This window comes from Pseudarthrobacter oxydans (assembly GCF_034258515.1).
In the GTDB taxonomy this organism is placed as follows: domain Bacteria; phylum Actinomycetota; class Actinomycetes; order Actinomycetales; family Micrococcaceae; genus Arthrobacter.
In genome coordinates this window covers 2,984,318-3,010,024 of sequence record NZ_CP139438.1, presented here as the reverse complement: position 1 = coordinate 3,010,024, position 25,707 = coordinate 2,984,318, and the positions used below count along the sequence as shown (strand labels likewise).

The 25,707-nt window shown below is 67.8% G+C and carries 25 protein-coding genes and 1 riboswitch; of the genes, 17 read left to right on the top strand and 8 right to left on the bottom strand.

The window, feature by feature from the left end:
- Positions 1–27: 27 nt before the first annotated feature.
- A riboswitch (TPP riboswitch) is annotated at positions 28–145 on the top strand.
- From thiO to SMD14_RS13595, 4 genes are all read left to right on the top strand, one after another.
- Positions 140–1,465 carry a glycine oxidase ThiO gene (thiO, locus tag SMD14_RS13610; RefSeq protein WP_321213980.1) on the top strand — a complete coding sequence of 442 codons (1,326 nt, stop codon included), beginning with the start codon at positions 140–142 and terminating at the stop codon, positions 1,463–1,465. (Overlaps the previous riboswitch by 6 nt.)
- The gene (gene thiS, locus SMD14_RS13605; RefSeq protein WP_321213979.1) at positions 1,462–1,698 is read left to right on the top strand and encodes a sulfur carrier protein ThiS; all 237 of its coding nucleotides are present in this window, start codon (positions 1,462–1,464) and stop codon (positions 1,696–1,698) included. The genes thiO and thiS overlap by 4 nt, the downstream gene beginning before the upstream one ends.
- 5 nt (positions 1,699–1,703) lie before the next feature.
- A complete protein-coding gene (locus tag SMD14_RS13600) occupies positions 1,704–2,519 on the top strand; it encodes a thiazole synthase (protein ID WP_157241714.1) in 816 nt (271 codons plus the stop codon).
- A 43-nt stretch (positions 2,520–2,562) separates the two neighbouring features.
- Positions 2,563–2,901, top strand: coding sequence for a 4a-hydroxytetrahydrobiopterin dehydratase (locus SMD14_RS13595; RefSeq protein ID WP_321213978.1), 339 nt, complete (start codon positions 2,563–2,565; stop codon positions 2,899–2,901).
- Positions 2,902–2,993: 92 nt separating this feature from the next.
- Here SMD14_RS13595 and SMD14_RS13590 read toward each other — a convergent pair whose 3' ends face one another.
- The 3 genes from SMD14_RS13590 to SMD14_RS13580 are packed head-to-tail and all read right to left on the bottom strand — an operon-like array spanning position 2,994 to position 4,276.
- Entirely contained in the window at positions 2,994–3,296 is a 303-nt protein-coding gene (locus SMD14_RS13590; protein WP_321213977.1) for a hypothetical protein, read from the bottom strand.
- 40 nt (positions 3,297–3,336) lie between these two features.
- Entirely contained in the window at positions 3,337–3,561 is a 225-nt protein-coding gene (locus SMD14_RS13585; RefSeq protein ID WP_321213976.1) for a DUF3107 domain-containing protein, read from the bottom strand.
- Between the two features lie 49 nt (positions 3,562–3,610).
- Positions 3,611–4,276, bottom strand: a complete 666-nt coding sequence (locus SMD14_RS13580) for a TetR/AcrR family transcriptional regulator (protein ID WP_104998498.1) — start codon at positions 4,274–4,276, stop codon at positions 3,611–3,613.
- Positions 4,277–4,359: 83 nt separating this feature from the next.
- Between SMD14_RS13580 and moeB the strand changes: the two genes are divergently transcribed.
- Complete coding sequence (gene moeB / locus SMD14_RS13575) at positions 4,360–5,559, top strand: molybdopterin-synthase adenylyltransferase MoeB (protein ID WP_321213975.1); 1,200 nt, start codon at positions 4,360–4,362, stop codon at positions 5,557–5,559.
- Positions 5,560–5,759: 200 nt separating this feature from the next.
- Here the strand turns inward: moeB and SMD14_RS13570 are convergent, their stop codons facing one another.
- Positions 5,760–7,076: a glutamyl-tRNA reductase gene (locus SMD14_RS13570; protein ID WP_321213974.1), complete on the bottom strand. Its 1,317-nt coding sequence runs from the start codon at positions 7,074–7,076 to the stop codon at positions 5,760–5,762.
- A 158-nt stretch (positions 7,077–7,234) separates the two neighbouring features.
- On the opposite strand from SMD14_RS13570, the gene hemE reads away from it, so the two are divergent.
- The 10 genes from hemE (at position 7,235) to hemL (ending at position 18,280) form a co-directional block, all read left to right on the top strand.
- The gene (hemE, locus tag SMD14_RS13565) at positions 7,235–8,329 is read left to right on the top strand and encodes a uroporphyrinogen decarboxylase (RefSeq protein ID WP_157241720.1); all 1,095 of its coding nucleotides are present in this window, start codon (positions 7,235–7,237) and stop codon (positions 8,327–8,329) included.
- Positions 8,330–8,333: 4 nt separating this feature from the next.
- Positions 8,334–9,791, top strand: a complete 1,458-nt coding sequence (gene hemG, locus SMD14_RS13560; RefSeq protein ID WP_321213973.1) for a protoporphyrinogen oxidase — start codon at positions 8,334–8,336, stop codon at positions 9,789–9,791.
- A 106-nt stretch (positions 9,792–9,897) separates the two neighbouring features.
- Positions 9,898–10,821 (top strand): hypothetical protein, encoded by a 924-nt coding sequence (locus SMD14_RS13555; RefSeq protein WP_321213972.1) that lies wholly within the window; start codon positions 9,898–9,900, stop codon positions 10,819–10,821.
- Positions 10,822–10,937: 116 nt separating this feature from the next.
- Entirely contained in the window at positions 10,938–11,639 is a 702-nt protein-coding gene (gene hemQ, locus SMD14_RS13550) for a hydrogen peroxide-dependent heme synthase (protein ID WP_321213971.1), read from the top strand.
- Between the two features lie 56 nt (positions 11,640–11,695).
- The gene (locus SMD14_RS13545; RefSeq protein ID WP_321216275.1) at positions 11,696–12,904 is read left to right on the top strand and encodes a ferrochelatase; all 1,209 of its coding nucleotides are present in this window, start codon (positions 11,696–11,698) and stop codon (positions 12,902–12,904) included.
- Positions 12,901–13,899, top strand: coding sequence for a hydroxymethylbilane synthase (gene hemC / locus SMD14_RS13540; protein WP_321213970.1), 999 nt, complete (start codon positions 12,901–12,903; stop codon positions 13,897–13,899). The genes SMD14_RS13545 and hemC overlap by 4 nt, the downstream gene beginning before the upstream one ends.
- 8 nt (positions 13,900–13,907) lie before the next feature.
- Positions 13,908–14,774: a uroporphyrinogen-III synthase gene (locus tag SMD14_RS13535; RefSeq protein WP_321213969.1), complete on the top strand. Its 867-nt coding sequence runs from the start codon at positions 13,908–13,910 to the stop codon at positions 14,772–14,774.
- Positions 14,775–14,834: 60 nt separating this feature from the next.
- Positions 14,835–15,815, top strand: coding sequence for a porphobilinogen synthase (gene hemB / locus SMD14_RS13530; protein ID WP_157241726.1), 981 nt, complete (start codon positions 14,835–14,837; stop codon positions 15,813–15,815).
- Positions 15,815–16,912, top strand: coding sequence for an LLM class flavin-dependent oxidoreductase (locus SMD14_RS13525; protein WP_321213968.1), 1,098 nt, complete (start codon positions 15,815–15,817; stop codon positions 16,910–16,912). Before hemB ends, SMD14_RS13525 begins: the two co-directional genes overlap by 1 nt.
- Before the next feature lie 36 nt (positions 16,913–16,948).
- Positions 16,949–18,280: a glutamate-1-semialdehyde 2,1-aminomutase gene (hemL, locus tag SMD14_RS13520; protein ID WP_321213967.1), complete on the top strand. Its 1,332-nt coding sequence runs from the start codon at positions 16,949–16,951 to the stop codon at positions 18,278–18,280.
- Between the two features lie 82 nt (positions 18,281–18,362).
- Here hemL and SMD14_RS13515 read toward each other — a convergent pair whose 3' ends face one another.
- The 4 genes from SMD14_RS13515 to SMD14_RS13500 form a co-directional block, all read right to left on the bottom strand.
- Positions 18,363–19,100: an amino acid ABC transporter ATP-binding protein gene (locus SMD14_RS13515; protein WP_157241729.1), complete on the bottom strand. Its 738-nt coding sequence runs from the start codon at positions 19,098–19,100 to the stop codon at positions 18,363–18,365.
- Positions 19,097–19,861, bottom strand: a complete 765-nt coding sequence (locus SMD14_RS13510) for an amino acid ABC transporter permease (protein ID WP_104998485.1) — start codon at positions 19,859–19,861, stop codon at positions 19,097–19,099. The genes SMD14_RS13515 and SMD14_RS13510 overlap by 4 nt, the downstream gene beginning before the upstream one ends.
- A gap of 16 nt (positions 19,862–19,877) precedes the next feature.
- Positions 19,878–20,813 (bottom strand): ABC transporter substrate-binding protein, encoded by a 936-nt coding sequence (locus SMD14_RS13505; RefSeq protein WP_157241730.1) that lies wholly within the window; start codon positions 20,811–20,813, stop codon positions 19,878–19,880.
- A gap of 332 nt (positions 20,814–21,145) precedes the next feature.
- On the bottom strand, positions 21,146–21,856 hold the full coding sequence (locus SMD14_RS13500; protein WP_157241731.1) for a 3'-5' exonuclease: 711 nt from the start codon (positions 21,854–21,856) through the stop codon (positions 21,146–21,148).
- A gap of 63 nt (positions 21,857–21,919) precedes the next feature.
- Here SMD14_RS13500 and SMD14_RS13495 point away from each other — a divergent pair, with 63 nt between their 5' ends.
- Entirely contained in the window at positions 21,920–22,336 is a 417-nt protein-coding gene (locus SMD14_RS13495) for an MGMT family protein (protein ID WP_321213966.1), read from the top strand.
- Positions 22,333–25,701 (top strand): ATP-dependent DNA helicase, encoded by a 3,369-nt coding sequence (locus SMD14_RS13490; RefSeq protein ID WP_321213965.1) that lies wholly within the window; start codon positions 22,333–22,335, stop codon positions 25,699–25,701. Before SMD14_RS13495 ends, SMD14_RS13490 begins: the two co-directional genes overlap by 4 nt.
- Positions 25,702–25,707: the final 6 nt, after the last annotated feature.

Below are 25,707 nucleotides of genomic sequence, written 5' to 3'. Positions count from 1 at the left end.
GGTGCCAGCCTAGTTCCTCTACACTGGGCCTCGTACTGCGGGAGCCGCGGCAGCTGTCATAAAGCGCCGGGCTGAGAGGGCGTCAGAGCCGACCGCTTGACCTGATCCGGCTAATACCGGCGTAGGGAAGGAGACACTTATGCCCAATGCGCTCGACGCCCCGTACCGGCCCGCGCCCGGCTCCGCACTGGAGGCCGACGTTGCGGTCATCGGCGGGGGAGTCATCGGCCACGGCATCGCCTGGGAGGCGAGGCGGTCCGGATATTCAGCGGTGGTAATCGATGACGCCCCCGGCTCCGGTGCCAGCTGGGCCGCGGCGGGGATGCTTGCCCCGGTGAGCGAACTGCATTACCAGGAGGAGGACCTCCTGGAGCTCATGCTGGAGGCCTCCGGGCGCTGGCCGGGTTTCGCCGCTGGCCTTGCCGCGGCTGCCGGTTCGGATCCCGGGTATCTTACGACGCCGACCCTCGCCGTGGGTGCCGACGCTGCGGACCGGCAGGCGCTGCTGGACCTGCGCGAGGTGCAGCAGGCCAATGGACTGACGGTTGAGCCCCTCACCATCCGTGAAGCCCGGCGCCGGGAGCCGCTGTTGAGCCCGGCCATTGCCTCGGCGCTGAATACACCGGCGGACCACCAGGTGGACCCCAGGCTGCTGGTCGCCTGCTTCCGCCGTGCCCTGGCCCGGCACGCCGGCGGAACCGGCAGCGGCGGAAGCTTCGTGGCCGGAGCCGCCGAGGGCTACGCCGTGCCGGACCGGGCAGCGGGCCTGCTCTGGCGGGACGGAGCCGTCGCCGGTGTCACGCTGGAGGGCGGAGGAACGGTGGCGGCCAGGGAGACCGTAGCGGCCAACGGATTGCACGCTGCGGCCCTGACCGGGCTGCCGGAAAACCTGCACCTGCCGTTGCGGCCGGTCCACGGTGACATCCTTCGCCTCGCCGTCCCCGCCCACCTCCAGCCGCTGCTGACCTCCACCGTCCGCGGACTGGTCCGCGGGATCCCTGTGTACATCGTCCCCCGGCAGGACGGCACCGTGGTGATCGGGGCAACGCAGCGTGAGGACGCACTGGGGAAGGACAGCGGAACCAGCGCGGGGGCAGTGTCGGCAGGGGGCGTCTACCAGTTGCTGCGCGACGCCCAGGTCCTGGTGCCTGCGGTGGCGGAACTTGAGCTGCTGGAATGCACGGCCCGGGCCCGTCCCGGCACACCTGACAACGCCCCGCTGCTCGGGCGGGTCCCCCTGGAGGACGGCCCTTCAGGGCAAAGCCGCGTGGCAGGGCTCATCATTGCCACCGGCTTCTTCCGCCACGGCGTCCTCCTCACCCCGGCAGCGGCCGCGATATGCCGGGACCTGCTCGAAGGCAGGGAGGACCCCCGCTGGGCCCCCTTTAATCCCGGCCGCTTTTCCGGCGTCGCCGTTCGGCCTGCTGCAGCGGCCACCCTACCCAACCCCAAGGAGACAGCATGAACATCACCCTGAACGGAACCGGACATACAGTCGCCGACGGCGCGTCCATCACCGCGCTCGTCACCGAGGTCACCGGCCGCGCACTGGCCGCTGACGGCCACGCAACCGACGGCCGGAAATTGGGCGTCGCCGTTGCGCGCAACGCCCAGGTGGTGCCCCGGAGCCAATGGTTCGCTACCGCACTCTCCGAGGGTGACGACGTCGAACTTGTCACGGCAGTACAGGGAGGCTGAACACCATGACGGAAACCCGCAGCACCCTCGACGGCACCCGGCCGGACCTTCATGATCCCCTGGTGATCGACGGCGTCGCGCTCGCGTCCCGGCTCATCATGGGCACGGGCGGCGCGCCCAGCCTTGACGGCCTCGGCGCCGCGCTCCTGGCCTCCGGCACCTCCCTCACCACCGTGGCCATGCGCCGCTATTCACCCCAGGAGGCAGGCTCGCTTTTCCAGCTCCTCCTGGACCACGGCATCAAGGTCCTGCCCAACACGGCGGGGTGCTTCACTGCCCGGGACGCCGTCCTCACCGCGGAGCTCGCCAGGGAGGCCCTGGAAACCGACTGGGTGAAGCTGGAAGTCATCGCTGACGAACACACCCTCCTGCCGGATGCCGTGGAACTCGTGGACGCCACCGAACAGCTGGTCAACCGGGGGTTCAAGGTTTTTGCGTACACCAATGACGACCCCGTCCTGGCGCTTCGGCTCGAGAACCTGGGAGCTACCGCGGTCATGCCGCTCGGCTCGCCCATTGGCACCGGCCTGGGCATCCTCAACCCGCACAACATCGAGCTCATCGTGTCCCGGGCCTCGGTTCCGGTGGTGCTGGATGCGGGAATCGGCACGGCGTCCGACGCCGCCCTCGCGATGGAACTCGGATGTGATGCCGTGCTCCTGGCCACGGCGGTGACCCGGGCACAGGACCCGGCCATGATGGGCGCCGCCTTCAAGCACGCCGTCATCGCAGGTAGGCTGGCGAAAGCGGCAGGTCGCATACCTCGCCGTGAACACGCGCTGGCGTCGTCGGCGATGGAAGGCCGGGCCGAGTTCCTGTAGGGCCCGCTTTCCGCCGGCCGGCGCCTTGATTCAAGGAGCAGCAGTGGCCGGCAAAGACGCCCTTCCCCCGGAACGAATCGACGAAGCCTTGGCTGGACTGCCTGATTGGCGGGCCGACAATGGCGGATTGGTCTCTGTCTTCAAGATGCCGACGGCGGTTGCCGCACTTGAGCTGATTGCCGCCGTCGGACGTCTGGCCGAGGAACAAAACCACCATCCCGACCTCGACTGGCGTTACAACCGCGTCTTTATCCGCTACACGTCCCACGACGCCGGGGGACAGGTGACTGACCGGGACATCGCGGCAGCTGCGGGAGCAAGTGAAGCTGCGGCAGCGTCGGGGGCCGTGGCCGAGCCGGCGAAGTACGTGCCGGGGCGTTAGTAGCCTCGCCACCAGCCACTGGTCCCTAAGCAGCAGTGGCCGCCACCCCTGGCGGGATGGCGGCCGCTGCTGCCGGTTGCCTTGCGCCGGCCCTATGCCCGGAGGATCGCCGTAAGCCTTTCGGCGTCCCGGCGCGCACGCGTGCGGCCAAGATACACGGCTGCTCCTGTTGCGGCGCCGGCGCCCAGCACGATGGGCAGGACCCACGGGATCCAGGTCAGCCCTGGCAGGTAGCCGAAACCGGCCGCCATCAGGACAATCCAGGTCAACGCCGCCATTGCTACGGCGACCCCGGCGGGCAGGCCTGCGCCATACTTGGCGTGCCGCTTGTCGTTTGCCCAGATGATGAAGCCTGCCGCGGCGGCAGCCAGTACAACGATGGTCAGCGAAAGCATGGATCTCCTTGGGCTTCGGACGCGGTTTTTCGGCCGGGCGCTAGAACTGGCCGAAACCTACGCGCCGTGCCTCTTCTGCGCCGATTTCCACGTAGCCGAGCGCATTTCCGGGAACAATGATCACGCGTCCCTTTTCATCCTTCAGGCGAAGTTCGCTGCCCGCGGTGATGGCTTCCCCCACGACCTTGGCCACAGAAGCCGCGTCCTCGGTTGATTCGAGCACAATTTCGCGGGCAACATTCTGAACGCCGATCTTAATTTCCACAGGGGCCTCCCAGCCAGTCAAAGTTCGTTGGTGATGTCTTATTTGTAGTCTAGGACTCTTTGGGGAAGCGCGAGATTCCGCGCCAAGCTAAACGGTAGATGAGGTCGCTGGCCACATTGATGTCCAGGTTGCCGTCCGTTTCAAGCCAGTACCTGGCACTGACCTGCGCCATCCCGGCCAGTCCCCGGCCCAGCAACTGCGCTTCGAGATGGGGGAGCTTGGTGTCCTCGGCGATGACGCGGGCGATGGCATCGGCAAATGTCCTGTTGAACGTCTCCAGCCGCGAGCTGACGTCGGGATCGTTGATCAGGTCGGACTCAAACACCAGCCGGTGGGCCTGGTCATCGCTGGCGATGAACTGGAAGTAGGCGCGCATGACGGCCTGAACGCGTTCGTCGTTATCGGTGGTGGAGTTCAGCGCACCCAGCATCAGTTCGGTGAGGGAGGCCAGATGGCTTTCAAGCAAGGCGAGGTACAGCTCGCGTTTTGAGGGAAAATGCTGGTAAAGGACGGGTTTGCTGACGTGCGCCGTCTCGGCAATCTCGTCCATGGCCGCGCCGTGGTACCCGTTGGCCACGAAGACTTCCTGGGCTGCGTTGAGGAGCTGCGCGCGCCGCTCGTCACGCGGAAGCCTGGCCGACCGCTGACCCGCGGGACGCGGGGGAGTTTGCGGTTCGGCGGCTGACGGGCGGTCAGCCCGTGCTTCATGGACCACAGTTGTCCTACTTTCCGTTGCAGTTACTTCCACTTTACTGCGGGGTAATATGACCCGGCAGTATCCGGGGGATACATTGAAGTATGGCTTCGACATTCACCGCAAATGTTTCACCCGTGTCATTGGATCCGCTGGTGGAACCGGGCCCGGACCTTACCCCTGCCGAGGTCGAGCGCTATTCCCGGCACCTCATCATCCCCGAGATCGGCTCGGTGGGTCAGCGGCGGCTCAAGAATGCGAAAGTGCTCGTTATCGGTGCCGGCGGGCTCGGCTCCCCGGCACTCCTGTATCTTGCGGCCGCCGGCGTCGGAACGCTGGGAATCATCGACGACGACGACGTTGACCTTAGCAACCTGCAGCGCCAGGTCATCCATGGCGTGGCGGATGTTGGCCGCCCCAAAATCGAGTCCGCCCGGGACGCCATCGCGGCCCTCAACCCGCTGGTGGACGTGCGGCTGCACAATGTGCGGCTGGACGCGTCCAACGCGCTGGAGCTGTTCGCCGGATACGACCTGATCCTCGACGGCGCGGACAACTTCGCCACCCGCTACCTGGTCAACGACGCCGCCGCCATCCTGGGCAAACCCTACGTCTGGGGTTCCATCTTCCGGTTCGACGGCCAGGTGAGTGTCTTCTGGGAGAAGTTCGGGCCCACCTACCGGGATCTCTACCCTGAGGCGCCGCCGGCAGGCTCGGTGCCCTCGTGCGGCGAGGGCGGCGTGTTCGGCATGCTGTGCGCAGCCGTGGGATCGCTGATGGTGACGGAGGCAGTCAAGCTGATTACCGGCGTCGGACGTTCCCTGTTGGGCCGTGTGGCACTGTTTGACGCCTTGGGCGGAAGCTGGCGCGAGATCCGTGTTTCAAAGGACCCCGCGGCCGCGCCCATCACGGAGCTGACCGACTACGAGGCCTTCTGTGGCGTCACGCCGGCGGCCCCCTCCGACACGGAGCACACCGTCACGGCCATCCAGCTGGCCACCATGCTCGCCGCGCGCAAGGCGGGGCTGAAGGACTTTGAGCTGGTGGACGTCCGCGAATCGGGGGAGTTCGACATCGTCCGGATCGACGGCGCGAAGCTCATCCCGCAGGGCCGGATCCTTGCAGGCGAGGCGTGGAATGAGCTCCCGCAGGACAGGGATATTGTGTTCCACTGCAAGGCCGGGTCGCGTTCGGCCAATGTGCTCGCCGCGGCGCAGAAGGCGGGCTACCAGCGGGTGAGCCATCTCGACGGCGGCATCCTCGCCTGGGTGCGCGAGGTGGAACCCCACAAGCCCGTTTACTGATCCCCGCCCCTTTCAGCCCTCTCTCACCTGACGTGCCTTCTAACACGACGCTCTCGCACTTAATGCGCTGTTTTGAGGGATGCTCTCTCACTTTCCTCAGGCAAGTGAGAGAGCATCGCCGGAAAAGGCGCATTAAGTGAGAGAGCATCGCCGGAAAGGGCGCATTAAGTGAGAGAGGGTCCGCGCGGCGGGAGGCGCGGTCAGGCGGTTTCGAGGCCCCGGTGGTCCACCGGGCATTCGGCCTGCGGCGCCACCGATGCCGGCTGCTCCACGGTGATGCCGTAGAGGGCTTCCAGGGCGGCCACGTAGTCATCCTGCTGGCCGTTGGCGGCAAGTTCGCGGGCCCGCACGGTGGGCACATGGAGAAGCTGCTTGACCATGCGGCGGAGTGCGAACTCCACTTCCTCGGCAGCGGCGGTGCAGCCGTGCCGGGCCCGGACTTTTTCCATTTCGGAGTCCAGGACGCTCATGGTGTGGCGGCGGAGCGCAACGATCGCGGAATCCACGGAGCGGGCCTCGCGTTCCTGCTCGAACGCCTTGGCGGCGCCGCTGACGATTCCGCTGGCCTGGGCAAGCGACTCGGCCTGTTCCTGGGGTGCGGCGAGGCGTACCGATTCCAGGGTGAGCAGCTCCACGCCGTCAAGCTCGCCGACCCCCGGATCGAAGTCGTGGGTGAGCGCAAGGTCGATGGCGATCAGGGGCTGCGGGGAGTCGGCCCGGACTTCGGCCAGCTCGTCGGCCTCCACCCGGGTATCGGAACCGCTGCAGCCGATCATCACGTCTGCTGCCGCGACCGCCGGCCGGAGTGAATCGGCGTCCAGCGCCGTGCCGCCGCGGGTGGCAACAAATCCTTCGGCGCGGCCGGACGAGGAGAAAACCGAGATGTCGGTGCAGCCGCGTTCACGCAGGAGCGCCATGGTGGCCCCGGCGTAGGCGCCGGTTCCGAAGACCACAACCTTCTTGCTGGTCCAGTCCGGGTTTTCGGAAAGATCAGAGGCCAGGTCGAGTGCGACGGAAACGATCGAGAGGCCACGGGAACCGAGGGCAGTCTGTGCTCCCACGTCCTTGGCGGTCTTGGACGCCGCCTGGAAAAGCCGGACCAAACCGGAGCTTGCCGTGCCTTCATGCTGGGCGGTGATCAGTGCGCGCCGTACCTGTCCGGCGATCTCCCGCTCTCCGACCACTGCGGAGTCCAGGCCGGCGCTGACGGCAAAGAGGTGCTGGCTGACTTCAGGACCCGTGCGGGTGCTGAAGGAGCGTGAGACGAGCGGTTCGCTCAGTCCGCTGGTTTCGCTGATCTTGGCAACCAGGGCGGCGCGGGCCGCCTCCACATCGTCAGGCCGGGCGGCTTCGCCGTAGATTTCGTAGCGGTTGCAGGTGGCAAGGACAATCGCACCCGTCACTGCCGTCGATCCGGAGAGGGCGGATGTGGCGATCTCCGAAGAACCGTTGCTCAACTGAGCAACGGTCTCAAGATCGATGTCGGCGTGTGTAGCCACCAATGAAAAAAGAACCACAGCAGGTCAATCATAGCTTTTTCGTTACTCGGTAGAACAACTCCCCGGGCTGCCGGACGGGAGCGCGGGCTGTGATTCCTGCCACGGCGCGGCGGCAGGGCTCCCGCGTGACACTTTGTCGTTATCTTTTGCAGTCATTTTTCGGCACAATCAAAGGCATGACTTCCAGCCCCGCCACATCCGCTGCCGGCGTCCTCGCCGCAGACCACCCGCTGGTGGATGGCCGCACCGCAGACTCACCCCTCATCACGGCCTACCGCGGAGGCAAGCCGTCCCGGCGTCCCGTCTGGTTCATGCGCCAGGCCGGACGTTCACTGCCGGAGTACCTGAAGGTCCGCGAAGGCGTCGCCATGCTGGACTCCTGCCTGCGCCCCGAACTGGCTTCCGAGATCACCCTCCAGCCCGTCCGCCGCCACGACGTTGACGCCGGCATCTTCTTCTCCGACATCGTCATTCCCCTGAAGCTCGCCGGCGTGGGCGTGGACATCGTTCCGGGCGTGGGGCCGGTCCTGGACACCCCGGTCCGCACTGCTGCGGACGTGGCGGCGCTGCCGCAGCTCACCTGGGAATCGCTGGAACCCATCCGTGAAGCGGTCCGCCTCACCGTGGCCGAGCTCGGCAAGACACCGTTGATCGGCTTTGCGGGCGCACCCTTTACCCTTGCCGCCTACATGGTGGAGGGAAAGCCGTCCCGCGACCACCTGGGTCCGCGCACCATGATGCACGCTGATCCGGAAACCTGGCACGCCCTGGCCAACTGGGCCGCGGACGCCTCCGGAATGTTCCTCCAGGCACAGCTTGAGGCCGGTGCCTCGGCGGCCCAGCTCTTTGACTCCTGGGCCGGTTCCCTGGGCCTGGCGGACTACACGAAGTACGTGGCGCCGGCCTCGGGCCGCGCCCTGGACCATGTCCGGCACCTCGGGGCGCCGCTGATCCACTTCGGCACCGGAACGTCAGAGCTCCTGGTGGCAATGCGGGATGTGGGTGTGGACGTTGTGGGCGTGGACTACCGGCTTCCGCTCGATGAGGCGAACCGCCGGCTGGGCGGCACGGTGCCGCTGCAGGGAAACATCGACCCCGCCCTGCTCCCTGCTCCGTGGGAAATCCTTGAGGCCCACGTCCGCGACGTCATAGCCGCAGGCGCGGCTGCTCCCGGGCACGTGGTCAACCTGGGGCACGGCGTTCCGCCGGAGACGGACCCCGCCGTCCTCACCCGCGTGGTTGAACTTATCCACTCCATCTCCCCGGAGTAGGCCGATGGGCAGTACGTCGGCAACAACCGGGACGGCACTGGTGCTGGGCGGCGGCATCTCGGGACTGCTGTCCGCCCGCGGGCTGGCGTCCGCCGGGCACCAGGTGACGCTCCTTGACGCCGGAGCTGAATGGGGCGGCTGCGTGGGCAGCCACACGGTGGCCGGCCTGACCCTTGACAGCGGCGCCGAATCCTTCGCCACCCGGTCCGACGCTGTCTCAGCGCTGGCCGCTGAGCTGGGACTGTCGGCCAAGATCGTGCCGCCCCGCCCGGGGGGTGCCTGGGTCCAGCTCCCGGACGGCCCGCGCGAGTTGCCGAAGACAGGTGTGCTGGGAATTCCGGCCAACCCGTGGGATCCCGAAGTCCGGCGTTCCCTCGGCCTCATCGGCACCCTCCGGGCCTCCCTCGATAGGTTCCTCCCGGCTTCGGTTGGGACCACAGCGGACGTTATCAGTGTCTCGGCACTGGTCAAGGCGCGCATGGGCACCCGTGTCCTGGAGCGGCTGGTGGCGCCGGTTGTGGGCGGCGTCCACTCGGCGGATCCCGGGATGCTCGACGTCGACATGGTGGCACCCGGGCTGCGCGAGGGGCTGCGGCGGTACGGGTCCCTGGCCGCCGCCGTCTCCGCCCAGCGCCGCATGGGGGCTGCTCCTGCCGCGCAGGGGGACACGCCGGCCCCTGCCGGTCCGGCCAAGGCAGGCTCCGCGGTTGCGGGGCTGGAGGGCGGCATGCACACGCTCATCTCCGCCCTGGTCTCCGACCTCCGCCGCCGGGGAGTCAGGCTGCTGCCCGGCACCCCGGCCGAGTCCGTGATCCGCACCCCTGAAGGCTGGCGCGTCAGGTCGGCAGGAGCAACGTTCGACGCCGGCCTGCTGGTAGTGGCAGTGGACGGTCCGGCCGCCGTCGGACTGCTTGAAGACGCGGTGCCCGGCCTTGCAGGGAAGCGGCCGCCGGCAGGCCCGGACGTCAAGCTTGTCACGCTGGTCCTGGCCGGCCATGAACTTGACCGCCGGCCGCGCGGCTCAGGCGTCCTGGTGGCACCGCAGACTCCCGGTATTGAAGCGAAGGCACTGACGCACGCGACCGGAAAGTGGGACTGGCTGGCCGATGCCGCCGGGCCGGGACGGCACGTGGTCCGGCTCTCGTACGGGCGCGTGGACGGGGCCGGCGAACAGTCCGGTGGCCCGGACACGGATGAAGGACTCCTGGCCGCGTCGCTGCGCGATGCCCGGGCCCTGCTGGGCGTCCCCATCACCAAGGAAAACCTGCTGGGCTGGGACGTGGTCCGCTGGCGCGGGTCGCTGCCCTTCGCCGCCGTAGGCCATAAAGCGCGGGTGGCCGAAATCCGGGAAGCCTGCGCGTCGGCGGGGAACCTGGCCGTGGTGGGAGGCTGGGTGGCCGGCAACGGGCTTGCCGCCGTGGTGTCCGACACGAACGAACAGATCCGGGCCCTGGCCCGCTAAATGTTGCCGCTGGTCAGCGGCGCAGCAGGGCGTTACGGCGCCCCACAGGCGTTGCGGCCGGGTACTTCGCCGGTTTCCGTTTCCCCTTCCGATATGGCTAGGGTCGATGACTATGGTTTACATCAGGTCCGAACTTTTCACATCCCGGACCGGTATCCATGGGGGGCTCCGGCGCGGCACTGCGGCTGCGGCAGTCGGAGCGGTACTGGTCCTTGCAACAGGCGTTCCGGCATCCCACGGTGATGACGGGAATCCGCAATCCGGCGTCGATGCCGGCCCGGGCCAGGACGCCACGGGCCAGGACGCCACGGGCCAGGGCCGGGATGGGAAGGAAGCGCGGCAGGCGGCCACCCTTTCGGTATTGTCCGTCCCCACAGCGCTCCTGCCGGCGGTCACGACTTCGCTGGCGCCGGCCGTGACCACGGCTCCCACGACAGCTTCCTTGGCACTTCCGGCACCCTTGCCGTCGATACCACTCCCGACGCCGTCGGACGTTCCGCTTCTCCCGGCCGCGACGGCTCCGGCAGTAATCGTTCCGGTGCCATCCTCGCCATCGCCGGAGTCCCAGGCCCAGGAACTTCCCGCAGCCGAGGCTCCTGCCGCCCCCACCCCGGAAACCGCTGCCCAGGCCGCGGCTCCGGGTACGGTGCCCGTGCCGTCGTCGGAATCTGCCGGAGAGGTGAACGGCGCCGCGGCAGCCGGCGGAAACCCGCCCGCGATGGAACTGCCGGCAGGCGAAAGCGGAGCCGGCCAGGCCGGGCCCGGCGGGGAATCCGTGGCCGGGGCTGAAGCGCCGGTACCCGCGGCCGCAACGCAGGCTGCCGCCGCAACGCAGGCTGCCGCCGCACCACAGGAAGCCGGAGGCCCCGCCCCGCAGGCCGCGGGCGTCCCCCGCAGCGCGGCGCAGAGCGTTGGCGCCATCGTCAAGTCGCAGCCGGAACTGGAAGCCGTGATGGTCGGGCTCGGCGTTGGCCTGGTGGGCCTGGCTGCCGCGGCCGGTGCAGCCTACTTCCGAATGCGGAAGCCGTAGCCGAAACCGGCGGATGCCGCATGCAGTCCCGGCGCCGGCGTGACTTTAATCACTTCTACCGCTTGTAGAAGTCGCTGGTTTCGCCTTGGTGGGCAGAAGGGGGCAAACTTGTAACCATGAGCCACACTTCTGCCGAATCTGTCACTAAAACCGAAGAATCAGCCGAGCAGTTTTTCACCCTCTGGACGGTATTCAAGCGCTCCGAAAACCTGATCCGCAGCGCCGACGCCGCCGCTGACTTCGAGACCCTGCTGGAGCGGCTTGCCCAGGCCGGGGTGACCCACCGCGGAAGCTACGACGTCTCCGCGATGCGGGCTGACGCCGACGTCATGGTGTGGCTCCACGGCCCGAAGCCGGAAGCCCTGCAGCAGGCCATCCGGGACATCCGCCGCTGCAGCCTGTTTGCCGGCACCGAGATTGTGTGGTCCGCCATGGGCGTGCACCGCGAGGCCGAGTTTGCGAAGAACCACACCCCGGCGTTCTCCCGTGGGGTTGCGCCGGCGGAGTGGCTGTGCGTCTACCCCTTCGTCCGGTCCTACGAGTGGTACATCCTCCCCGAGGACGAGCGGGGCGCCATGCTTCGCGAGCACGGCCTCCTGGGCCGGGAGTTCCCGCAGGTCATCTCCAACACCGTTTCTTCGTTCGCCCTGGGCGACTGGGAATGGATCCTGGGCCTTGAGGCCCCGGAACTGGTGGACCTGGTGGACCTGATGCGCCACCTGCGCAACACCGAGGCCCGCAACCACGTCCGTGAGGAAGTCCCGTTCTACACCGGACGCCGGATCTCCCCGGCCGAAGTGGCGGAGGTCCTCGCGTGAGCCTGCCGGTTTCCAGCAACGCCGCCGCCGTCAATCCGGTCACCGAGGCCGGGCGGATGGCGCCGAAGAACTACGACGCCGTGCTCCTCGCCTCCTTCGGCGGGCCGGAAGGCCAGGAGGACGTCATCCCCTTCCTCCGCAACGTCACCCGCGGCCGGGGCATCCCGGACGAGCGGCTGGAAGAGGTCTCGCACCACTACCGCGCCAACGGCGGCATCAGTCCCATCAACCAGCAGAACCGCGAGCTCAAGGCTGCCCTGGAGGCGGAACTCGCCGCCCGGGGAATCGACCTGCCCGTCCTCTGGGGCAACCGCAACTGGGCACCGTACATCCCGCAGACCCTGCAGGATGCGTACGACGCCGGCCACCGCCGACTGCTGATGATCACCACGAGTGCCTACTCCTGTTACTCCAGCTGCCGCCAGTACCGCGAGGACATCGGCATGGCCTTGACGGAGACCGGCCTGGACGGCCGGCTGGAAGTGGACAAGGTGCGCCAGTACTTCGACCACCCCGGCTTCGTGGAGCCCTTCATTGAGGGCGCCGCTGCAGGCCTCGCCGAGGTCCGGGAAAAGCTCGCTGCGGCCGGCACTCCCGACGCGCCCGTCCAGATCCTGTTCGCCACCCATTCCATTCCCACCCGGGACGCGGAAGCGGCAGGCCGGTCCGAAGGCGAACCCCGCGAGTTCGAGGAAGGCTCGGCCTACGTGGCCCAGCACCTTGCCACCGCGGATGCCGTCATACAGCGCGTCAAGGACGAAACCGGCCTGACCGCCCCCTGGTCCCTGGTGTACCAGTCACGCTCCGGCGCTCCGCACGTGCCATGGCTCGAGCCGGACATCAATGACGCCATCGAGGAGTTGGCCGGCCAGGGCGTCAAGGGCATCGTCATTGTGCCGCTGGGGTTCGTCAGCGACCACATGGAAGTTGTCTGGGACCTTGACACCGAAGCCCTGGAAACCTGCGCCAAGCTTGGACTCGCCGCCACCCGCGTCCCCACGCCGGGCACGCACCGCAAATTCGTCAACGGCCTGGTGGACCTGATCTCCGAACGCACCGTGGCGAACAACATCAGCGGCCGTCCGGCGCTGACGGACCTCGGTCCCTGGTACGACGTCTGCCGGCCGGGATGCTGCCAGAACTTCCGTGGCGAGAAGCCCACCATCGCCGGAGCAGACACCACCGTTGGCACCGGGCACGACCCCTATCCCGGCGAAGCCGGGACGGGGCAGCCGGCCTCTTCCGGGGGAGCGCCGCAGCAGTGACGGTCCGCATCGGCACCCGGGCCAGCAAGCTGGCGCTCACCCAGACGCAGCAGACGGCAGACCAGCTTGCCGCCGTCGGAGGCTTCCCGGTGGAACTCGTCCACATCAGGACCGACGGCGACGTCCTCACCGGCTCGCTCTCGCAGATGGGGGGCACCGGGGTCTTCGTTGCCGCCCTGCGTGATGCGCTGCTGCGCAATGAATGCGACGTTGCGATCCACTCGCTCAAGGACCTGCCCACCGGGGCGGCAGTGGGGCTCAGCCTCGCGGCCACCCCGCGGCGCGTCGATGTCCGCGACGTCCTGTGTGCCCGCGACGGGCTGAAACTGGCTGACCTTCCCGCAGGTGCCAGGGTGGGTACCGGTTCGCCCCGGCGCGCAGCCCAGCTCCGCACCGCCCGCCCGGACCTGGAGATCGTGGACATCCGCGGCAACGTGGACACCCGCCTGGGGCGGGTTCCCGGGTTGCCGGGCAACACCGTCAGCGACGTGGTTCCGGGCAAGTCCTGCGACCTGGATGCCGTGGTTCTCGCAGCCGCAGGCCTGGAACGCATCAGCCGCCTGGATACGGTCAGCGAGTTCCTCGAAACGGACGTTATGCTGCCCGCTGCAGGCCAGGGCGCGCTCGCCATCGAGTGCCGCACCGCGGACGCTCCGCCGAGGCCCGGCTTCGCAGAAGGTTCGAAGGAAGTCCTGGCGCAGGCGCTGGCTGCGCTGGATGATCCGGACACCCGGCTTGCCGTCACGGCGGAACGGGCCCTGCTTGCACGGCTTGAGGCCGGATGCGCGGCGCCCGTCGGCGCCTACGCTTACCGCAAGGGCAGCCTGCTCCACCTGGAGGCGGCGGTATGTGCCGTGGACGGCACCGCCTCGGTCCGGGACAAGCGCGCCACCGACGGCCTGACAGAGGTGGGTGCCACGCTGCTCGGCATCGAACTTGCCGAAGCACTCCTGGCCGCCGGCGCCGCTGACATAGCGGACCTGCAGGCTTCCTGATCCCGGCCATGCCCAAGGCACCGTTGGCGGGGGCGCGGGTACTCATCACCCGCAGCCCGGAGCGCTCGCTGCCCCTCGTGGAGGCGCTGCGGAAGGCTGGAGCCGACGCATTGCTGCTGCCCTTGATCGACTTCGAACGGGCTCCGGACCAGCATTCGCTTGACGTTGCCTGCGATGCCCTGGCCGCCGGGGCCTTCGACTGGCTGGTAGTCAGCAGCGCCACCACGGTCCATGTGCTCGCTGCCAAGGCCGCCGAACGTGGCCTGGCGCTGGCCCGCTGGATCCCGGCTGCCACCCGCATCGCAGCCGTGGGCGCTGCGACCCGCAGGCTACTGGAGGCCCATGGGGTTGCTGTGGCCCTGGCGCCGGAGGAGGATCAGTCCGCCGCCGGCCTGCTGTCCGTGTGGCCGGACGGGGGCGGCAAGGTCCTGCTGCCGCAGGCGGACATCGCGCCGCCGCGCCTGGCGGAGGGACTTTCAGGGGCCGGCGGCAGCGTCACCGCCGTCACGGCCTACCGCACGGTGGACTACCCGGCGGCAGCGGAGCGCAGGCTCGCCATCCCGGCGGAGGCCGGGGCAGGGGAGGGGCAGCCGCCGTCGTACGCTTTGCTGACCCCGGCAACCGCCGCCGCCGAACTCGCCGCGGGACGCATCGACGCCGTGATCGCCGCTTCACCGAGCGCCGCGCGGCGCCTCCATGAGCTGTTTCCCCTGGGCCGCTGCCGGTTCGTGGCGATTGGGCGGCCGACGGCGGACCAGGCTTCCGCGCTTGGCTTGCCGGTGGCCGCCATCGCGGCCCGGCCCACGCCGGCCGGGCTTGTTGCTGCCGTGGCGGCAGCCCTCCAGCCGGAACAAGACGCAGGGAAGCCGCCCTGACGCGGGGGACGCCCGCCAACGGACACCCACCACGCTTGAACCAAAGCAAAGGACAGGATCATGACTTTTCCCAGCGACCGCCCCCGCCGCCTCCGCACCACGCCGGCCATGCGCCGGCTTACCGCCGAAACCCGCCTGGCGCCCGCCGAGTTGATTCTTCCGGCGTTCATCCGCGAAGGCCTGGCCGAGCCCAACCCCATCACCTCCATGCCAGGGGTTGTCCAGCACACCACCGACACCCTGAAGCGCGCCGCGGCGGAAGCCGTGGAGCTGGGGCTCGGCGGAATCATGCTGTTCGGCATCCCGGAAACCCGCGACGCCGAGGGAACGGCATCGCTTGACCCGGACGGGGTGCTGAACAAGGCCATCCGGGACGTGCGTGCCGAAGTCGGGGACAGCCTGGTGATCATGAGCGATGTGTGCCTGGACGAGTTCACGGACCACGGGCACTGCGGAGTGCTCGACGCCGACGGCTACGTGGACAACGACCGCACGGTTGGGATCTACGCACGGATGGCCGTGGCCCAGGCAGACGCCGGCGCCCACATGCTGGGGCCCTCCGGAATGATGGACGGCCAGGTTGCCGCGATCCGGTCCGCCCTTGACCAAGCCGGGCACACCAACACCTCCGTCATCGCCTACGCAGCCAAGTACGCGTCGGCGTTCTACGGCCCGTTCCGCGAAGCCGTTGATTCCCAGCTGAAGGGGGACAGGCGGACCTACCAGATGGACGCCGGCAACCGCACCGAGGCCCTGCGCGAAGTGGAACTGGACCTCGCCGAGGGGGCCGACGTCGTCATGGTCAAGCCCGCCATGAGCTACCTGGACATCGTCGCAGACGTCGCCGCCATGAGTCCGGTGCCGGTGGCCGCCTACCAGATCTCCGGAGAATACGCGATGATCGAGGCCGCGGCCGCCAACGGCTGGATCGACCGGCGCGCCGCCATCACCGAATCGGTACTGGGCATCCGCCGCGCCGGTGCCCACATGGTCCTGACCTACTGGGCCGCCGAACTGGCCGGCTGGCTGAAGGAGTCCTGATGGCTGGCTCACCGACACCCCGGCCCGTCGCTGTTCCGGAGAGTCCCACCGCCCCGGTGGCACCGGACCGGATACTCCTGGGCCTGAACACGTTCGGCGACGTCGGCGAGAATCCGGACGGAAGCCCGCAGCCGCATGCCCGGGTACTCCGCCAGCTGCTTGAAGAGGCTCAGATGGCGGACGCCGTCGGACTCCATGCGTTTGGCGTGGGCGAGCACCACCGCAAGGACTATGCCGTTTCAGCGCCGGAAGTCTTCCTCGCCGCCGCTGCCGCCCGCACCACCCGGATCCGGCTGGGCTCAGCCGTCACGGTCCTGAGTTCCGATGACCCCATCCGCGTGTTCCAGCGTTTCTCCACAGTGGATGCCCTTTCCAACGGCCGCGCTGAAGTCATGCTGGGCCGCGGCTCCTTCATCGAGTCCTTCCCGCTGTTCGGACTGGACCTCGCAGACTACGAGATCCTGTTCGAGGAAAAACTCGAGCTCTTTGACAAGGTGCGGGCACAGAAACCAGTGCACTGGGAGGGCCGTACCAGGCCGCCCGTGGCCGGGCTGAGCGTGTACCCGCCGCTCGAGCGGCACCTGCTGCCCACCTGGATCGGCGTCGGCGGCACCCCCGAGTCCGTGCTGAGGTGCGCCCAATACGGCTATCCCATCATCTTCGCGATCATCGGCGGGCAGCCGCGTGGCTTCCGGCCGCTGGTGGACCTGTACCGCGAGGCCATGGCCAAGTACGGCCACCCGATGCAGCAGGTTGCCACGCATTCTCCCGGACACGTGGCGGAGACCGACGAGCAGGCCAGGGAGGAACTCTTCCCGCACTGGCTGAAGCTGCGGAACAAGCTCGGCGCTGAACGGGGCTGGGGGCCTGCCGGACGGGGCGAGTTTGAGGCGCTGTGCGCTCCGGAAGGGGCGCTGTATGTCGGCTCCCCGGAAACGGTGGCGCGCAAGATCGTGCTGCTGAAACAGAACCTGGGCGTGGACCGCTTCGACCTCAAATACAGCAACGGGCCGCTGCCGCACTCTGCAATGATGCGCTCCATCGAGCTGCTGGGTACGGCCGTGGCGCCGCGCGTGGCTGAACTGCTCGGCACCTGACGCACCCGGCGCCGGCCACCTGAGAGAATAGGAACCATGACTGCCAGCAACCCTCGCAACGAGGAACTCTTCGACCGCGCCCGCCAGTTGATGCCGGGCGGGGTCAACTCACCGGTCCGCGCCTTCGGGTCCGTGGGCGGTACCCCGCGCTTCATGGTCTCCGCCAAGGGACCGTACCTCACGGACGCCGACGGCAAGGAATACGTGGACTTGGTCTGCTCCTGGGGTCCGGCGCTGCTGGGCCACGCCCACCCGGCTGTGCTGGAGGCCGTCCACGCCGCCGTGGACCGCGGCCTGTCCTTCGGAGCGTCCACCCCGGACGAGGCCAACCTGGCGGAAATCGTGAAGGACCGCGTACCCGCCGTCGAACGCCTCCGGATGGTGTCCACCGGCACCGAAGCCACCATGACCGCCGTGCGCCTGGCCCGCGGCTTCACCGGACGCAACCTCATCATCAAGTTTGCCGGCTGCTACCACGGCCACCTGGACGGACTCCTTGCCGCCGCAGGGTCCGGCGTCGCCACCCTCGCCCTGCCGGGTTCCGCCGGCGTCACCGAGGCCACGGCCGCAGAAACGCTGGTGCTTCCCTACAACGACCTTGCCGCCGTCAAGGAAGCCTTCGCCACCCACGGGCCCAACATCGCCGCTGTCATCACGGAGGCAGCGCCGGCGAACATGGGCGTGGTGACACCGGAGGAAGGCTTCAACCTGGGCCTGTCCCGCATCACCCGCGAACACGGGGCACTGCTCATCGTGGACGAAGTGCTCACCGGGTTCCGCACCGGCTATTCCGGCTACTGGGGGCTTACCGGCGGAGCGCCGGACGCTGCCGAGCCGTGGACCCCGGACCTGCTTACGTTTGGCAAAGTCATCGGCGGAGGAATGCCGACGGCGGCCCTCGGCGGGCGTGCCGACGTCATGGACTACCTGGCCCCGACGGGTCCCGTCTATCAGGCCGGAACGCTCTCCGGAAACCCGGTGGCGATGGCGGCCGGTGTGGCCACCCTGACCCATGCCACCCGGGACGTCTACTCCTTTATCGATGTCCGCTCGCTGGAACTTTCCTCGGCACTGTCCAGCGCTCTGGACTCCGCCGGGGTGGACCACTCCATCCAGTTTGCCGGCAACCTCTTCTCGGTGGCCTTCGGCACCTCAGCCAACGGCGTCCACAACTACGCTGACGCCCAGGCGCAGGAGAGCTTCCGCTACGCGCCGTTCTTCCACTCGATGCTGGAGTCCGGGGTGTACCTGCCGCCGTCGGTCTTTGAGGCCTGGTTCCTGTCCGCTGCTCATGACGACGCGGCCATGAACCGGATCTATGATGCACTGCCTGCCGCAGCCAAGGCGGCAGCAGCGGCCCGGGGCTAGAAACTCCGGAACATCCCGGCCACACATAAAGAAATCCCCGGCTGCGGGCTGCAGCCGGGGATTTCTTTATGTGCTTCGGGAACTACAGGACGTCCGAGAGGAAGCCCTTGAGGCGGTCCGTTGCCGGTGCGGTGAAGATCTGCTCCGGCGGCCCGGATTCGACAACCACTCCGGCGTCCATGAACGTCACGGTGTTCGAGACGTTGCGGGAGAAGCCCATTTCGTGGGTCACCACCACCATGGTCATGCCCCCCTTCGCGAGGTCGGCCATCAGCGCCAGGACTCCCTTAACAAGCTCGGGGTCCAGCGCGGAGGTGGCCTCATCAAAGAACATCACCTCCGGCTTCATGGCAAGTGCCCGGGCGATGGCAACGCGCTGCTGCTGGCCTCCGGAAAGGTTTGCCGGGCGGGCATCGGCCTTGTGCCTCAGGCCCACCAGGTCCAACTGCTCCAGGGCCTCGGCGCGTGCCTGCTCCTTGGAGAGTTTGCGCAGCTTCCGCAGCGCGAGGGATACGTTGTCCACCACGGTCTTGTGCGGGAACAGGTTGAACTGCTGGAACACCATGCCGATCCGTTGCCGCAGCTCGTCCGGGTTGTCCTTCAGGACCGAACGGCCATCCAGGAGGATGTCGCCCTGGTCCGGCTCGATCAGCCGGTTCATGACGCGCAGGAGGGTGGACTTGCCCGACCCCGATGGGCCGATCACCGAGGCAGTGGTGCCCTTCTCCACGTGCAGGTCGATGCCGCGGAGAACATGGTTGTGGCCGAAGGAGAGGTGCAGGTTCTTGCCGGTCAGGGTTCCGGAAGCGAATTCCGTCATGCCTGTGCCCCCTTGCCGATAGGTGCTGCCAGCTCATCCGGTTCCTTCTTTTCCGGCTTGCCGGTTCGCAGCCGGTGGTCGATGAAGTTCACGAAGTGGGTGAGCGGGACGGTCAGGATCAGGTACAGCACACCTGCGGCCACCAGCGGAGACAGGTTGCCGGTGTTGGCCATCGCGTCGTTTCCGATCCGGAAGATCTCCCGGTCCGAGGCGGCAAGCCCGAGCATAAACACCAGTGAGGAATCCTTCAGCAGCGAGATGAACTGGTTTACCAGGGCGGGAAGGACCCGCCGGATTCCCTGCGGCACCACCACGAGGCGCATGGAACTGCCGTAGCTGAAGCCAAGGGCCCGGGAGGCCTCCAGCTGGCCCTTCTCCACACTCTGGATGCCCGAGCGGAAGATCTCGCCGATGTAGGCGGCCGCGATCAGCGTCAAGGCCAGGATGCCCAGGGGGTAGGGGTTCCTGGATCCGGTGATTTCCCGGGCGATGGGACTGAGGCCAATGCCGATGACCAGGATCACCAGGATGGCAGGGAGGCCCCGGAAGATATCGGTGTAGATGCGTGCCACCCAACGGGCGCCCGCGTTGCGGGAAATCCCCATCATGGCGAGCCCCAGCCCCAGCAGGGAGCCGAGGATGCCGGAGGCGACGGCCAATATCAGGGTGTTGGGCAGGCCCACCATGAACAGGGCGGGAATGACTTTGGCCATTTCCTCCCAGTTGAAGAAGGTGTCAGCCAGCTGGTCCAAGAGATCCATGAACGTCCCGGCTCAATCAGCTCTGGGGAACCGTGGCGGCCTTGCTGCCCGGCTTCCAGTCAGAGGGCATCTCGCGGTCCGGGTACCATTCCTTGGTCAGCTTGGTCCAGGTTCCGTCGGCGATGACAGCGTCAAGGCCGGAGTTCAGCGCGTCGATCAGCGGCTGGTTGTCCTTGGCCACCGCGTAGGCAGTGAAGTTCTGCGTGTTGACGACGGATTCGACGATCGCGGTGCCGTCGCCTTCCTTCACCTGGCCGCTGGCCTGCTGCGACGGAGCCACCCAGGCGTCCACCTGGCCGTTGCGCACGTTGGCGTAAACCGTGGCGTAGTCCGGGAAGCGGATGGGTTCCATCTTCAGGGTGTTGGTCACGTAGTCGTCCTGGACGGTGCCCTGGACGACGCCGATCCGGAGATCGTCCTTAAGGTCGGCAAAGCCCTTGATGCCGCTGTCGGTCTTGGCAACCACGGCCATGAAGCCGAAGTCGTAGCCGTTGGTGAAGCCGACGTTCTGGCGGCGCGCGTCCGTGGTGGAGATGGAGGAGGATCCGACGTCGAACTGCTTGGTGGAAACCTGGGAAAGCAGGGCGGAGAAGTCCGTGGCAACAAACTCGACCTCAAGGCCGAGCTTGCCGGCGATGGCCCGCAGCAGCTCGTTGTCGTAGCCGGTGAACTTGCCCGAGGGGTCAATGAAGATGTTCGGCGGGGCGTCCGACAGGGTGCCCACCTCAAGCTTGCCTTCGGTGTTCAGGCCGAGCTTGGTCTTGTCGATCTGGTCAATCGGGGTGACGGTAGCGGTGGTGTACTTGTCCAGCGTCTGCTGGTCGCTGCCGGCGAGGGCGTCCGTGGGCGTGCCGCTCGGCTGGGCTGATCCTGAACCGCACGCTGCCAGGGAAACCGCGAGGGCGATTGCCACGGGAGCGGTTGTCAGCCACTTCATCGCTTTGATTTTCATCAGTCTGTCGCTTTCATTGAGTCATAAGTCAACCGGGCCGCAAGGCTGCGCTGGTGGCGCCTGGCACCTGCCCGAGGCTGTTCAAGCACTGCATGGCAGGGGTGACCGCAAAACTTTATTGTCTCACTTCAGTGTTTGGCGGCCGTGAGGCGAACAAGTGCTGGCTCTGAAGGCAAAGGATCGAAGGAACTTTCGTATAGGCGCTGATGGCCCTCATACTGGAGTCCTGCGGCCCCGTGCGGACGAATCCTTGAGTCCCTCACCGGCCCCGTTGTGTGAGCAGTGCGACTGTGAAATATCTCTCGCCGTGGCCCTGCCGGAGAAGGTCCCGGTCAGAAGCCGGCCGTAGTGGCGTCCTGCGGCGGAAGGACCGGCCAGTCACCTTCGATGACGGCTGCGGGCTTCGTCTTGCGGAGGTAGTCCTGGAAATCGGCGGCCTGGCTTACTGCCCACTCGACCTGCAGCTGGTGCAGCTGGCTGGCCGGCATGCTGAGTTTGGGAAACTTGCCGGCCATGGCGTCCAGGACCCTCAAGGTGGCCAAGGCATCAGCGGCCGACGTATGGGCGTTGTCCAGGACCACGCCGTATTCCTCGCACAACGCCGTGAGGGTCCGCTTGCCCTTCCGGTAGCGGTCCACCTGCTTGTTCATGATGTACGGGTCCAGGACCGGGAAGCGGGTCAGCTGAGGGACCCCGTACCGGGCCGACTCGGCAGCCAGCACCGTGAAGTCATAGCTGGCATTGAAGGCGATGACGGGGGTCCCGTCGTCGAACAGTCCCTGCAGCACGGCCGCAACCTCCCGGGTCACTTCGTGGGCAGGCCTGCCCTCACGGCGTGCCTGTTCGGTGGTGATGCCGTGCACGTCACTGGCCTCGGTGGGTATCTCTACCCCGGGATCCGCCAGCCACTCGTGTTCCTGGATGACGTCGCCCGTGTGGTCCACCACCGTCACCGAGGCGGTGACGATGCGTGCAGCCCGGGAGTTGCGCCCTGTGGTTTCGAGGTCGAAGGCTGCGCGGGGGAGGGTGTTCCAGGTGCTCATGCTTCAACGCTAAAGGGCACCACCGACAATTCCGTGGAACGCCACTGCGGCTAGATTGGATCAATGCGGATTGAGTATGTGGAGGCGGTGCTGGCCATTGTGGAACTGGTGCCCGCCGGATCCGCCGTCGCGTATGGCGACGTCGCCGAGCTGTTGGGTTCAGGCGGGCCAAGGCAGGTCGGTGCGGTCATGAGTCGCTACGGGCGCGGAGCCCCCTGGTGGCGGATTCTCAAGGCGAGCGGCCACGCACCGGACGGACACGAGGCTGAGGCCCTCCGCCGCTACCTGGCCGAGGGCACACCCCTGCTGGGCGCCTACCTCGACTTCCAGCGGACCGGCGAGGGGCGCTGGCGGGTGGATCTTTCGGCCGCCCGCTGGGCGCCAAGCGATGCCCAGTTCGACAGGATTGATGTGGTCGCCGGGATGCTGGAGCGGCGGCTGCACAGATTGTCGGCGGCCGATGATGGAATGTCCCTGTGACAGTAACCATGCCCCTCACCGGCCCCCTTGACGAATCCCGGGATGGCTCCGCGGACGGCCCCGCGCGTCATTCCGGTGAACCCGCCGGCCCGGGAGACGGCCGTACGCCCCCGCGGCAGGCCGGAGCTGCAGGAACCGGCCTGCGGCTGCTGCCGCCCCGCCAGGTGCATGTCGTGGCGCCCCTGCTCTCCGCCGACCAGCAGGCGGCCGTCGACGTCCCCCAGGGAACAGGGCCGGTTTTGCTGCCCGGCGCTCCGGGAACTGGCAAGACCACCGTCCTGGTGGAGGCCGCCGTCAGCAGGGTCACCCGTGACGGCGTGGATCCCGAGCGGATACTGATCCTGGCGCCCAGCCGCCTGGCTGCCGATGCCATGCGGGACCGCTTCACGGCCCGGCTGAACAGGAGCCTGAGCACCACCCCCGCGCGGACCTGGGCCTCCTACGCCTTTGATGTGATCCGGCGTGCCAAGGCGGAAGGGATCCTTCCCCTGTCCCGGCCGCCCAGGCTCCTCTCAGGCCCGGAGCAGGACCTCATCATCAAGGAGCTCCTTGAAGGCCATCGCCTGCCCGGCCTGGAGCTTCCCTGGCCCGCCGACATTGAAGGTGCCCTGGAAACCCGGGGCTTCCGGCAGGAAGTCCGGCAGCTGTTCGACCGCATCATCGAGTCGGGCCGTACCCCCGGCGACCTGGTAGGGCTGGGACACGAGTGCCGCAGGCCTGACTGGATCGCCGCTGCGTCCCTGTACGCCGAGTACCGGGACGTCCTGGACCTGCGGATGCCTGAGGCTTTCGATCCGGCCGGCATCATCACGGCAGTACGGCAGATTTTCCAGGACTCTCCCGGCTTCCTGGCGGCGGAACGGGACCGGCTGCAGGTGATCCTGGTGGACGACATCCAGGAAGCCAACCCCGCAGTCTTTGAGCTCTTGGCCGACATCGCCGGCGGGAAGGACTGCTACGTGGCGTTTTCACCGGACACTGTGGTGCAGGGCTTCCGCGGTGCCAGGCCCGACCTCGTGGCAGAACTGCCCGGGCTGCTGTCGCCCGGTGCACCCGTGGCGGAGCGTCCACTGCGGTACGCCCACCGGCAAGCGCCCGCGGTGGCCGAAGCCTGGCTTGGAGTGGCCGGGCGGATTTCACAGCGCGCTGGCGGGCAACTGGCCCGGCGGCTTGACCAACCCGACCCTGATCAACCCGACGACGCCAGGCCCCAAGGGGCAGTGGAAGCACACCTTGTTCCGTCCGCCGTGCACGAACTGCGCTACGTTGCCCAGCGCATCCTGGACCAGCACATCAACCACGGGCGCGACCTTGCCGAACTCGCGGTGATCGTGCGCAACGGCGCCCAGGTGAGCGAGTTCCAGCGTTACCTGTCGGGCCAGGGGATTCCTGTGCGGGTCCCGGTGGCGGAGTCCGCGGTCCGGGACGAAGTGGCAGTCCGCCCGCTGCTTGATGCCTTCGCGATTGCACTGGATCCAGCGCTGCTGACCCCGGAGGCCGCAGTATCCCTCCTGACCTCCCGGATCGGCGGTGCCACATCGATCGAGCTCCGCCGGCTGCGGCAGTCGCTGAGGAGGGACGAGATCCTGGGCGGCGGAGGCCGGACCAGCGACGCCCTGCTGGTTGAAGCATTGCTGGAACCCGGCGCACTGGAAACGCTCGGCATCGAAGGCCGTGCCGCACGCCGTGGCGCACGCATGATCCAGGCGGGCCGCCACGCCGCTGCGCAACCTGGCGCCAACGCCGAATCAGTGCTGTGGGCACTCTGGGATGCCACCGGACTCGCCGGTTCCTGGACGGAAACCGCCCTTGCCGGCGGTCCGCACGGCGCGCGTGCGGACCGGGACCTGGATGCCATGATGGCCCTCTTCCACACCGCGGAGCGTTACGTGGACCAGATGCCCGGGGCCGGCCCCGAGCAGTTCCTCGAGTATCTCCTGAACCAGGAGCTTCCCATGGACACCCTCGCTGCCCGTGCCCAGGTGGACGACGCCGTGGAACTGTTGACTCCAGCCAGTGCGGCCGGGCGGGAATGGCCGGTGGTGATAGTGGCGGGCCTCCAGGAAGGTGTGTGGCCCAATACCCGGCTCCGCGGCGAACTTCTGGGAAGTACGCTGTACAGCGACGCGGTGGAACACGGGCCGGGGTACGCCCTGCAGCGTGATCCCCTGAGCCGGCTCCGCGACATCCGGTATGACGAACTGCGAAGCTTTTCCACTGCGGTCTCCCGCGCCCGCGAACTGCTCGTATGCACGGCTGTTTCCTCCGAGGATGACCAGCCGTCCTCCTTCCTGGACTACGTTGTGCCCCTGGAACCGGGCCAGGAGGGCCGTCCGTTCACGGCAGTGCAGCGGCCCATGGCGCTGCGGGCCCTTGTTGCCGAACTCCGGCAGCACGCCCAGCTGGACGGCGGGGACGCTCCGCAGGCGGATGAGGCGGCCAGGGTCCTCGCCCGGCTGGCAAAGGCTGACCCGCCGGTGCCCGGCGCGCATCCGCAGAGCTGGTGGGGCCTTCTTCCGCTGACGTCGGCGGCAGCGGTGGTTCCGCCTGGCGGTACCGTCTTTGTCTCACCGTCAAAAGTCGAGACCGTGCAGAAATCCCCGCTTGACTGGTTTATCCAGGCCGCGGGAGGCGAAGCTGCCACTGACTTCGCCCGCAGCCTTGGCACCCTGGTCCACGCCATTGCCCAGGACCTGCCGGATGCGTCCGGCAGTGAGTATGTCGCAGAACTGGTCCGGCGCTGGCCCGCACTGGGAATGAAGGACAACTGGGAGGGCAGGCTGGACTTCCAGCGTGCCGAGTCCATGGTGCGCAAGCTGGCACAGTATGTACTCCTCATGCGAAGCGAAGGCCGAAGCCTGCTCGGAGTGGAACAGGATTTCGACGTCGCCCTCGGAAAGGTTCCTGTCGATGATGCTCCCGCCCGGGACGCTGTCCTGCGCGGCCAGGTGGACAGGCTTGAGGTGGACGCCGAAGGCAGGCTGGTCATCGTGGACCTCAAAACCGGAAAACGCCAGCCCGGTAAGGGGGAACTGTCACGGCATCCCCAGCTCGGCGCCTACCAGGCCGCGGTGCTCGCCGGGGGCTTCCGGGACCGACCGGACAGCCCCGCCGCTCCGCTCCCTGGCGGTGCCGTCCTGGCCCAGCTCGGCACCGGGGCAAAGAATCCCGCCATCCAGCATCAGGACGCCATAGACCCTCAGGAGAACTGGGCGATGGACATGGTGAAGGATGCAGCCGCCGTAATGGGAGGCACCACGTTCGAAGCACGGCACGATCCCTCGAAGGGAAGCCATGGCGGCCACGGCTGCAGGCTCCCCGAGGTGTGTCCGCTGTGCGTGCGCGGAAGGCAAGTGACCGAATGAGGCCGG

Coding starts and splice junctions, on each gene's coding strand:
- thiO (WP_321213980.1), top strand. CDS start 140: ATGCCCAATGCGCTCGACGCCCCGTACCGGCCCGCGCCCGGCTCCGCA.
- thiS (WP_321213979.1), top strand. CDS start 1,462: ATGAACATCACCCTGAACGGAACCGGACATACAGTCGCCGACGGCGCG.
- SMD14_RS13600 (WP_157241714.1), top strand. CDS start 1,704: ATGACGGAAACCCGCAGCACCCTCGACGGCACCCGGCCGGACCTTCAT.
- SMD14_RS13590 (WP_321213977.1), bottom strand. CDS start 3,296: ATGCTTTCGCTGACCATCGTTGTACTGGCTGCCGCCGCGGCAGGCTTC.
- moeB (WP_321213975.1), top strand. CDS start 4,360: ATGGCTTCGACATTCACCGCAAATGTTTCACCCGTGTCATTGGATCCG.
- hemE (WP_157241720.1), top strand. CDS start 7,235: ATGACTTCCAGCCCCGCCACATCCGCTGCCGGCGTCCTCGCCGCAGAC.
- hemG (WP_321213973.1), top strand. CDS start 8,334: ATGGGCAGTACGTCGGCAACAACCGGGACGGCACTGGTGCTGGGCGGC.
- SMD14_RS13555 (WP_321213972.1), top strand. CDS start 9,898: ATGACTATGGTTTACATCAGGTCCGAACTTTTCACATCCCGGACCGGT.
- hemQ (WP_321213971.1), top strand. CDS start 10,938: ATGAGCCACACTTCTGCCGAATCTGTCACTAAAACCGAAGAATCAGCC.
- SMD14_RS13545 (WP_321216275.1), top strand. CDS start 11,696: ATGGCGCCGAAGAACTACGACGCCGTGCTCCTCGCCTCCTTCGGCGGG.
- SMD14_RS13535 (WP_321213969.1), top strand. CDS start 13,908: ATGCCCAAGGCACCGTTGGCGGGGGCGCGGGTACTCATCACCCGCAGC.
- hemB (WP_157241726.1), top strand. CDS start 14,835: ATGACTTTTCCCAGCGACCGCCCCCGCCGCCTCCGCACCACGCCGGCC.
- SMD14_RS13525 (WP_321213968.1), top strand. CDS start 15,815: ATGGCTGGCTCACCGACACCCCGGCCCGTCGCTGTTCCGGAGAGTCCC.
- hemL (WP_321213967.1), top strand. CDS start 16,949: ATGACTGCCAGCAACCCTCGCAACGAGGAACTCTTCGACCGCGCCCGC.
- SMD14_RS13515 (WP_157241729.1), bottom strand. CDS start 19,100: ATGACGGAATTCGCTTCCGGAACCCTGACCGGCAAGAACCTGCACCTC.
- SMD14_RS13510 (WP_104998485.1), bottom strand. CDS start 19,861: ATGGATCTCTTGGACCAGCTGGCTGACACCTTCTTCAACTGGGAGGAA.
- SMD14_RS13505 (WP_157241730.1), bottom strand. CDS start 20,813: ATGAAAATCAAAGCGATGAAGTGGCTGACAACCGCTCCCGTGGCAATC.
- SMD14_RS13500 (WP_157241731.1), bottom strand. CDS start 21,856: ATGAGCACCTGGAACACCCTCCCCCGCGCAGCCTTCGACCTCGAAACC.
- SMD14_RS13495 (WP_321213966.1), top strand. CDS start 21,920: ATGCGGATTGAGTATGTGGAGGCGGTGCTGGCCATTGTGGAACTGGTG.